The sequence below is a fragment of the Herpetosiphonaceae bacterium genome, from assembly GCA_036374795.1.
Classification (GTDB): domain Bacteria; phylum Chloroflexota; class Chloroflexia; order Chloroflexales; family Kallotenuaceae; genus LB3-1.
Genome location: DASUTC010000024.1, coordinates 53255 through 61632, shown reverse-complemented (window position 1 = coordinate 61632; position 8378 = coordinate 53255). Strand labels below are relative to the sequence as shown.

8 protein-coding genes are annotated in these 8378 nt (G+C 63.6%); 4 read left to right on the top strand and 4 right to left on the bottom strand.

What is annotated here, in order from left to right; all coding sequences use genetic code 11:
- A partial coding sequence (locus VFZ66_01340; GenBank protein ID HEX6287799.1) for a Gfo/Idh/MocA family oxidoreductase occupies positions 1-878 on the top strand: 878 nt, incomplete at its 5' end.
- A 116-nt stretch (positions 879-994) separates the two neighbouring features.
- Here VFZ66_01340 and VFZ66_01335 read toward each other — a convergent pair.
- Positions 995-1921 (bottom strand): branched-chain amino acid transaminase, encoded by a 927-nt coding sequence (locus VFZ66_01335; GenBank protein HEX6287798.1) that lies wholly within the window; start codon positions 1919-1921, stop codon positions 995-997.
- A gap of 72 nt (positions 1922-1993) precedes the next feature.
- On the opposite strand from VFZ66_01335, the gene purK reads away from it, so the two are divergent.
- Complete coding sequence (purK, locus tag VFZ66_01330) at positions 1994-3259, top strand: 5-(carboxyamino)imidazole ribonucleotide synthase (GenBank protein ID HEX6287797.1); 1266 nt, start codon at positions 1994-1996, stop codon at positions 3257-3259.
- Between the two features lie 187 nt (positions 3260-3446).
- Here purK and VFZ66_01325 read toward each other — a convergent pair whose 3' ends face one another.
- Together VFZ66_01325 and VFZ66_01320 are read right to left on the bottom strand one after the other, a co-directional pair.
- The gene (locus VFZ66_01325; protein ID HEX6287796.1) at positions 3447-4994 is read right to left on the bottom strand and encodes a hypothetical protein; all 1548 of its coding nucleotides are present in this window, start codon (positions 4992-4994) and stop codon (positions 3447-3449) included.
- Between the two features lie 330 nt (positions 4995-5324).
- Positions 5325-6131 carry a nucleotidyltransferase gene (locus tag VFZ66_01320; protein ID HEX6287795.1) on the bottom strand — a complete coding sequence of 269 codons (807 nt, stop codon included), beginning with the start codon at positions 6129-6131 and terminating at the stop codon, positions 5325-5327.
- Positions 6132-6345: 214 nt separating this feature from the next.
- Here VFZ66_01320 and VFZ66_01315 point away from each other — a divergent pair, with 214 nt between their 5' ends.
- Together VFZ66_01315 and VFZ66_01310 are read left to right on the top strand one after the other, a co-directional pair.
- The gene (locus VFZ66_01315; protein HEX6287794.1) at positions 6346-7113 is read left to right on the top strand and encodes a metallophosphoesterase; all 768 of its coding nucleotides are present in this window, start codon (positions 6346-6348) and stop codon (positions 7111-7113) included.
- A gap of 134 nt (positions 7114-7247) precedes the next feature.
- Positions 7248-7673, top strand: a complete 426-nt coding sequence (locus VFZ66_01310; protein HEX6287793.1) for a hypothetical protein — start codon at positions 7248-7250, stop codon at positions 7671-7673.
- A 124-nt stretch (positions 7674-7797) separates the two neighbouring features.
- On the opposite strand, the gene VFZ66_01305 is transcribed toward VFZ66_01310, so the two are convergent.
- The gene (locus VFZ66_01305; GenBank protein HEX6287792.1) at positions 7798-8298 is read right to left on the bottom strand and encodes an SRPBCC family protein; all 501 of its coding nucleotides are present in this window, start codon (positions 8296-8298) and stop codon (positions 7798-7800) included.
- Positions 8299-8378: the final 80 nt, after the last annotated feature.

Sequence of the window (8378 nt, the reverse complement as noted above, 5' to 3'; positions counted from 1 at the left end):
GGATTGAAATTGTCGGGCATGCCGCGCCGACGATCGCGCATGCCGAGGCCGCAGCGCGCCGCTGGGGAGGACGCGCCTACAGCAGCTACACGGAGCTGCTGCGGCACGAGCCGGTCGAGGCGGCCTGGATCTGTGTGCCGCCCGCAGCCCATGGCCCGATCGAGCACGATCTGATCGCGCTTGGCATTCCGTTCTTTGTCGAAAAGCCGCTGGCGGTCGATCGGCGGACGGCTGAAGCGATCGCCGACGCTCTGGCGCGCAGCGGGGTGATCGCGGGCGTGGGCTATCAGTGGCGCGCGCTCGACACGTTGCCGGAGGTCCGCCGGGTGCTGGCGGATAATCCGCCGCGTATGGTGCTGGGTGCGTGGCACGATGCGACGCCGCCGCCGCGCTGGTGGCGGCACCAGGCCGAGAGCGGCGGTCAGATGTTGGAGCAGGCCACGCATCTGCTCGATCTGGCGCGCACGCTGGTCGGCGAGGCCCAGGTCGTAGCGGCGACCGCTCAGCGACACGACCGGCTACAGTTTCCAGACGCCGATGTCGCCGATGTGAGCAGCGCGCTGCTGCGCTTCGATCTGGGCCAGCTCGGCAGCGCAACCGGCGTCTTTACTGCGACCTGCCTGCTGGGCGGGCCTGCGGCGATTCAGCTCCAACTGGTCTGCGAGGGGCTGCTGATCAGCATCAGGCGAGAGCGCGTGCTCTACGATACCGGGCGCGAGTGCCGCGAGGTGCGCGCCGCGACCAATCCGGCGATCCCGATCGTTCGATCGTTTCTGGGCGCCGTGCGCGAGCAGAATCCGAGCCTGCTTACGTGCTCGTACGCCGACGCGCTGCGAACGCACCGGCTCTGCTGCGATATTCGCGACGCTTCCGCATAAACCACAGCGCCGGGGTCGGGAGAGTGTGGAAACAAAGAACAAAGAACAAAGGAACAAAAGAACAAACGCTTAATCCTTGTTCCCTTGTTCCCTTGTTCTCTCGTTCCCTGGCGACGCTAGCGCACGGGATCGAGCCAGCCCCATGTATCTTCCGTCTCGCCCCTGATCAGATCGAAGAACGCGCGCTGAAGCTGCTCGGTGATCAGGCCGCGCTTGCCGATGCCGACCTGGATGCCGTCCACGGAGCGAATCGGCGTAACCTCTGCAGCGGTACCAGTGAAGAACAGCTCATCTACGATGTAGAGCGCCTCGCGCGGCACCCGCTCTTCGATCACGGTCATGCCCTGATCGCGCGCCAGCGTGATGATCGTGTCGCGGGTAATGCCCGGCAGCACCGATGCGCCGAGCGGCGGCGTGATCAGCTTGCCGTCGCGCACCAGGAACAGGTTTTCACCCGATCCTTCGCTGATGTAGCCGTCCACATCCAGCGCGATGCCCTCGCTGTAGCCGTGCTGCGCGGCTTCGAGCTTGATCAACTGCGAGTTCATGTAGTTGGCGGCGGCTTTCGCCATCGCGGGCAGCGTGTTCGGCGCGAATCGCGACCACGAGGAGATGCCGACGTCGACGCCCTGATCCAGCGCTTCGTCGCCCAGGTACTTGCCCCAGTTCAGCGCCGCAACGACAACATCGATCGGGCAGCCGCGCGGATCGACGCCGAGCGTGCCGTAGCCCCGGAACGCGACCGGGCGCAGGTACGCGCTGCGCAGCCGATTCGCCTTCACAATATCGCGGCAGGCCTGGTTGATCTGCTCCTCGGTGTAGGGCATGGGCATGCGGTAGATCTTGGCGGAGTTGAACAGACGGCGGGTGTGGTCCCGGAGGCGAAAGATGGCGGGGCCGTTAGCCGTTTCGTAGCAGCGTACCCCTTCAAAGACACTGGAGCCATAATGCACGACGTGCGACAGGACGTGAATCGTGGCTTTGTCCCATTCCACCAGTTCGCCGTTGAACCAGATGTAATCCATTTTCGCCATCGGAGGCATGTGTTTCCCCTTTTGCAGTAGGCGCGGCACCATCGCCACGCGCCCAGACGAGCATCGTACGTTTATAGTAGCATGAAATATGCGCCGGTTGGTAGAGACATGGGGCGCGCCGCCAGCCGGACAATCCCATTTTCGACAAAGCGCGCCACCCTGGCTATACTTAAGTCCATGACTGATCATAGGCAAACAAACCTGATGCAAACACAGATGCAACGGCTTGGGATTCTGGGCGGCGGACAGCTTGCCCGCATGACGATCCAGGCGGCCATTCCGCTGGGGATCGATGTTGCGATTCTATCGGAGGCGGCGGATAGTCCCGCCGGGCGGCTGACCAGCCGCGAGATCGTCGGCGCGTGGAGCGACACGGCCACGCTGCGCGCCTTTGCCGACGCCGTCGAGGTCGTGACGCTCGAAAACGAGTTTGTCGACGCGCGGATTCTGGAGCAGCTTGTCGCCTGGGGCAAGACGGTGCTGCCGGGCGCGAGCGCGCTGCGGATCATTCAGGATAAGCTCGCGCAGAAGCAGGCGCTCGCCGCGCACGATCTGCCGGTGCCGCAGTTTGCCGCCGTCGAAACGCCCGACGATATTGTACGGGCCGCCGAGCGTTACGGCTGGCCGCTGATCCTCAAGGCGCGGCGCAACGGCTACGATGGCTACGGCAATGCCCGGCTCGACAGCGCAAGCGACATCGCGGGGGCGCTGCAACGCCTGGGCTGGCCTGAGCGCACGCTGCTGGTCGAGCAGAACGTGCCCTTTGTGCGCGAGCTGGCGGTGCTGGTTGCGCGCGATCCATCGGGACGCAGCGTGACCTATCCGGTCGTTGAGACGGTGCAGCGCAACCACATCTGCCATATCGTCCGCGCGCCCGCGCCGGTGGAGCCGAGCGTCGCGCTGCGGACCACAGAGCTGGCGCGGGCTGCCGTGGAAACCGTCGGCGGCGTGGGCATCACGGCGGTAGAGCTGTTCCAGACCGCAGCGGGCGACGTGCTGATCAACGAGCTTGCGCCGCGTCCGCACAACTCCGGCCATTTCTCGATCGATGCCTGCCATACCTCGCAGTTCGAGAATCATCTGCGGGCGGTGCTGCACCTGCCGCTCGGCGATCCCGCGCTGCGCACACCGGCGGCGGTGATGGTCAATCTGCTGGGCACGCGCAGCGGAACGACGCAGCCGCGCGGCCTCGATCGGGCGCTGGCGATTCCTGAGGTGCATGTGCAGCTCTACGGCAAGCGCGATGTGCGTCAGGGCCGCAAGATGGGCCATGTTACGGCGCTCGGCGGCAGCGTACAGGAGGCGGAGGCGCGCGCGCTGGCGGCGGCCCAGGCGATCGAACTCTAGCGGGGCGCAGAACAAAGAGCCGGAGCGAGAGAACAAGCGAACAAAAGAACACAGAACAAAAGGGTGAGAATCATTTGCTCCCCCTCTCCTATGCAATGGGAGAGGGGGTCGAGGGTGAGGGCCTGACGAACCAACCAAGAACCACCAACTGGCGAGAACTTGAAACTTGAAACTCGAAACTTGAAACCTACCCTTTCACCCGCGCCAACTGCTCGCTCGTCTCACCGTTGTCGAGCGCCACGGCGAGCATCGCGCACAGAATAAAGACGCGATCGATGCGCGGCGGGCAGTAGAGTTCCTTGTTCATCCAGCCCATATCGCGCGGCAGCATCGCGGGACGGTAGCGCTGCAGCAGCCACTCATAGCCGCGCCGGAGCGAGCGCCGCAGCAGATCGCCGCGCATGCCCTCCGCCAGCAGCGTGCTCAGCGCCAGTACGCCGTAGGCCGTTTCGACGCTGGTCGAGGCCATGCCCATGCCCCAGCCGCCGTCTTGATGCTGATAGGCGATCAGTGCATCGCCTGCCGCCTGCATCGCTGATGTGTGGCCGGAGTGTTGGAGCGCCAGCAGCACGTGCCAGGTAGTATAGATCCACGAGCTATTCCATTTATCGCCCATCCAGCGTCCGTCGGGCTGCTGGCTGCCGATCAAGAAGGCGTGCCAGCGCGTCGTATCCTCTCCGGCCAGCGTCAGCGCATGGACCGAGCGCGCGGTGGTCGTGATCGAAGCCTGAAGCTCGTGCGGGTAGGTGCGGAAGTGCTGCGAGGTCGCAAAGCGCCGCAGGATGCCAAGATCGGGCTGATAGCCGGTTGCATGCAGCACGGCCAGGGCGGCGGCGGTATCATCCCCATCAGGGATAAAGAAATCGGTGAAGCCGAGGCCCGTCGGACGGAGCGCCTGGGCCAGGTCGGCGATCTGCGGTCGAATCACAGCTTGGAGCGCGGGATGATGCAGCAGCCCGGCAACCAGCAGCGCATACCAGGCAAACGATTGCTCGTAGCGTGTGATCGGCCAGGCCGTTGGAACGACACCCGGCGCTCCTGTGAGCGTCGCGTCGGCGGCCCGGCTCAAGTACTGCTCGGCGCGCTGCCGCTCCCAGCTTAGCCCTGTCTCCCGCGTGGCTGCCGAGAGCCAGGCAGCCGTCGCCGCCGGGCTATGCCCGATACTGCCGCTGCCATCGAGGAGCGCCGGATCGGGACGAGCGCCCCAGGATTCCCACGAGTAGGTGGGCGTTGTGCCCGCGCCTGGCTGCATCTTCATAATCTTCAGGCGACGCTCTTTGCCGAGCCGTACCAGCGCGCGGTAGGACTCCTGCGGCACGGCCAGGCCGCGCGCCGTCGCCTCGTGGAGCAGCCGGGGCAGCAGCAGCTCGACGGCGGCGGGAATATCGTTCGGCAGTGATGCCTGCCAAAGCTGCGCGTGCTGCGACAGAAAATCGAGGCCCGACTGTACGGCCTCGTGCAGCGGCGCGGCCTGCGCGTAGCTGTGGAGCGCCAGAATCGCCGCCAGCGTGGGAGCATCGCGCGCGTAAGGAACGGTGGGATCGCCCCAGCCACCATCCGCGCGCTGCTGCCTGAGTAGCCAATCGAGCGCCGGTTGGGTGCGCTCCTCCGATGGATAAAGCCGTAATACCTGAGCTGTGTCGTACAGCGAAGGACTGATCAGTCCGCCATCTTTGCCGAGATCTGTGACGAGTAATCGAAGATCGGTCAGGAGGGTGTCGACAATGTGGCTCATAGACTTCTGACGCAGATACTCTCCGACGCTGGGGGGGAGCGGCGTCAACCCCTTTCTAGACTAATGCCGAGTAGATCGTAACGGGGTCGGTTTGGTCAGATTTTATTTATTTTAACGCTAAAATACTCCAAAAAGGCTCGCCATATACAAGAGGCGCGAAAATAAGGCGAAATTCAGCCCTACGAGCGGACCAGGATTCACCGGCGGCGCGGCTGCTACGCTACCTGGATTGGGCTGATCATCCGTCGTCGATATTCAGGCCGCTCACCGACGCCATGCGATCGGCAAAGCGGTCATGCAGCGATCAGATAGTCATACAGCGGCGAACGATTACTCCTCCGCGTCGATCGCCGCCGTCCACTGCTCGGCCTCCTTGGGTGTCATATTACCGCGCGGCACGAGCCGTGCATCGCGATAGCCCCACTCCTCAATATCCGGCAGGTATTGCGCGCGCGAGATCAGCGTGCCCTGGCAGAGCTTTTCCTGTGGCGGCGTGCTTTGCATCTCCGCCTCAAGGCGGCGCAGCAGCGTGTGCAGCACGTCGTTGGGGATGATCGCGCGGTGAGATGGGTAGATAAAGCCAAACAGGATCAGGTGGCTGAGCAAGACGCGCCAGTGATCGCCGACGTTCCGCATCAGCCGCTCCCAGTCCAGCCGCTCACCGACCGCCCGCAGCAGATGGGCGACATCCGCGCCGTCATAGCGCTCGCGCTCCATGATGAACATCTTGGACCAGAGCATTTCCTCCGGCGGACAGAGCTTGATCGGAATTCCCAGCACCTCATCGTCTGCGGCATGCTCGAACCAGGTATCGTCTACCACGGAGAGGCTATTGCCGGAGCTGAAAATCACATCGACAAAATCGTCGCCGCAGTAGGCTTTGGCAAGCCAGTGCGGAAACGTTAATTCGGTCTGGTAGCCCGCTGCGGCAAGCACCGCCAACACCTGCTCGCAATCCTGCTCGCGCACGAACAGATCCAGATCTTTGGTGTGACGCGCAATGCCCGTGTAGCGCTCAAAGGCATACGCACCGCCGACGATGAACGGGATCTGCGAATCGCGCAAAATGTTCAGGGTATGCTCGTAAAACTTCCGGGTTTCCGGGTCGAGCTGGCGGGCAATCAAGTTAGGCTGCATAACGTACTCCCTGGACGCTTCCGACCTCACGCATGTCCTCGGCGACATGACCGGTCCGAAGGCATCATCGCCTTGTTCATCGACGCTCTGCGGAAACCTGCGGCCCGCAGGGGCACCGTACAACGGCAAAAGCCGTGCCATCGGGGTATGCAACTTGCTCACCGCCTGAGCTAGAGCGCTGAGCCGGAAGGCTCGATTGAGACAGGAGGAATTGATGGCGAAGGCCAGAGAAGTGGTGCGGCTGGCGGCAGTGGGCGATATGCATTGTAGTAAAACGTCGCAGGGCACCCTGCATCCGCTCTTCGCGCAGGTTGCCGAGCACGCCGACATCCTGATTCTGTGCGGCGATCTCACCGACTATGGCCTGCCCGAAGAGGCGCATATCCTGGTACAGGAGCTAAAGGCCGTCAAGCTGCCGATCGTCGCTGTGCTGGGCAACCATGACTATGAATCGGACAAGCACGAAGAGGTGCGCGAGATCCTCTGTGATGCCGGAGTGACGATGCTCGACGGCGATACCTGTGAGATCCACGGCGTCGGGTTCGCGGGCGTCAAGGGCTTTGCGGGCGGATTTGGACGCGGCACGCTGGGCCACTGGGGCGAGCAGGCGATCAAGAGCTTTGTGCAGGAGGCGCTCGACGAGACGCTGAAGCTTGAGTCGGCGCTGGCGCGGCTGCGGACGGAGCAGCGCATCGGCGTGCTGCACTACGCGCCGATCCAGGCCACCGTCGAGGGCGAGCCGCCTGAAATCTTCCCGTTCCTGGGCACCAGCCGCCTTGAAGAGCCGTTCATGCGCTATCCCGTGCAGGCGATCTTCCACGGCCACGCGCACAACGGCTACCCTGAGGGCAAGACTTCGGGCGGCATTCCGGTGTACAACGTATCGCTGTCGCTGCTCAAAAAGCACTATCCAAAAAAGCCCGCCTTCCGCGTCTTCGAGGTTCCGGTCGGGCAGCCGATCGAGCAGCAGGTCGAGGTGTAGCGGCGACCCAAGCCGATCGGGTCGAGGTATATATCCTGCTCGGTACTCAAGCAGGGATCGCGGTCGGCGTGGCATAGCATCCAGGCCCGCGATCGGACACCTGGAGCGTAGCAGCAAAACGGGAGGAAGAAGCTATGACCGAGAAAGGCTTTCATGCTGGCGAGCAGCATCCAGAAGAGTGGCGACAAGATCTCAGCCCAGAGGCAAACGCAGGTCTGAACTATGGTCAGGCCGGGCCGCACGCCGAGCGCGGCGCGCCCACGGCGTACGATATTCCAGAGCTGCACCGCGCGCTGGACGGCTTCAGCGACGACGAGCTGAAGCGCGTTCCGGTCTTGCCGCAGGGCGCGCGCCTTGAGCAGGGCGCGGTCTATATCGACCTGCAAAAGCCGGATCGAGAGGAGTTCAAGGCGCTGGGCAATATGGAGGCCGGGCCTGGCAACTGGTTCGTGCCCAAGAGCGCCGTAGATTATGTCGTCTGGAACAAGCTGATCGGTGTGACGAATCCTGAGCGGCTGAATCAGGCCGACGAAGACGGGCCGGAAATTCCCCGACAGTGACTCCCGGCGCAAGAATCGAGCGGAGCGAGCATGCAGCATGCTCGCTCCGCTTGTGTAGCATGAGAAAGGGAAGGCTTGGGGTGTCCCAAAAACCCCGGCCTATCGGCAGCCAGAGCCGTGCCGCTCAAAGACTCGCCTGGTTCTCCGGCAGATCCGCAGCCACGGCGGCGCGACGCTTGCTTGCAACATACGCCGCGAGCTGGCCCAGCTCCGTACGATAGATCCGCCGCATCACCAGCGGCGTCACCAGCTTCTCGATCGCGCCGCCAATGCCCGGAGCCGACTCCCAATCGGTGGCGATCTGCACACGCGCATAGTCGGCGTCGCCCACCGGAGTAACGGTGAAGGTCGTCGTCAGATCCGTCTCAATGTCGGTTTCGACCAATACATGCCCCGGATCGGGCTCGCTGACGACCATGCGGTAGCCACGCTCGACGCCCAGCGCGCGGGTCTGGACGCGGAAGACGGTTCCAGCGCCCTGGCCGCCCTGCTCCACCGTCAGCGCTGGAAAATATTGCTTCGGCAAAATCTGCGGATGCCCATGATGATAGTCGGATAAGATCGCGTAGATCTCGGCTGGTCGCGCCGCGATCACCGTTGCGTATTCTGCGTGTAGACGTGCCATATGATCCTCCTGTGCGCCGCTGCCCGGCACACTGTGCTTATCGGGGTATGCCGCTCAGTATGGCAGAGAGTCGCCGTTCG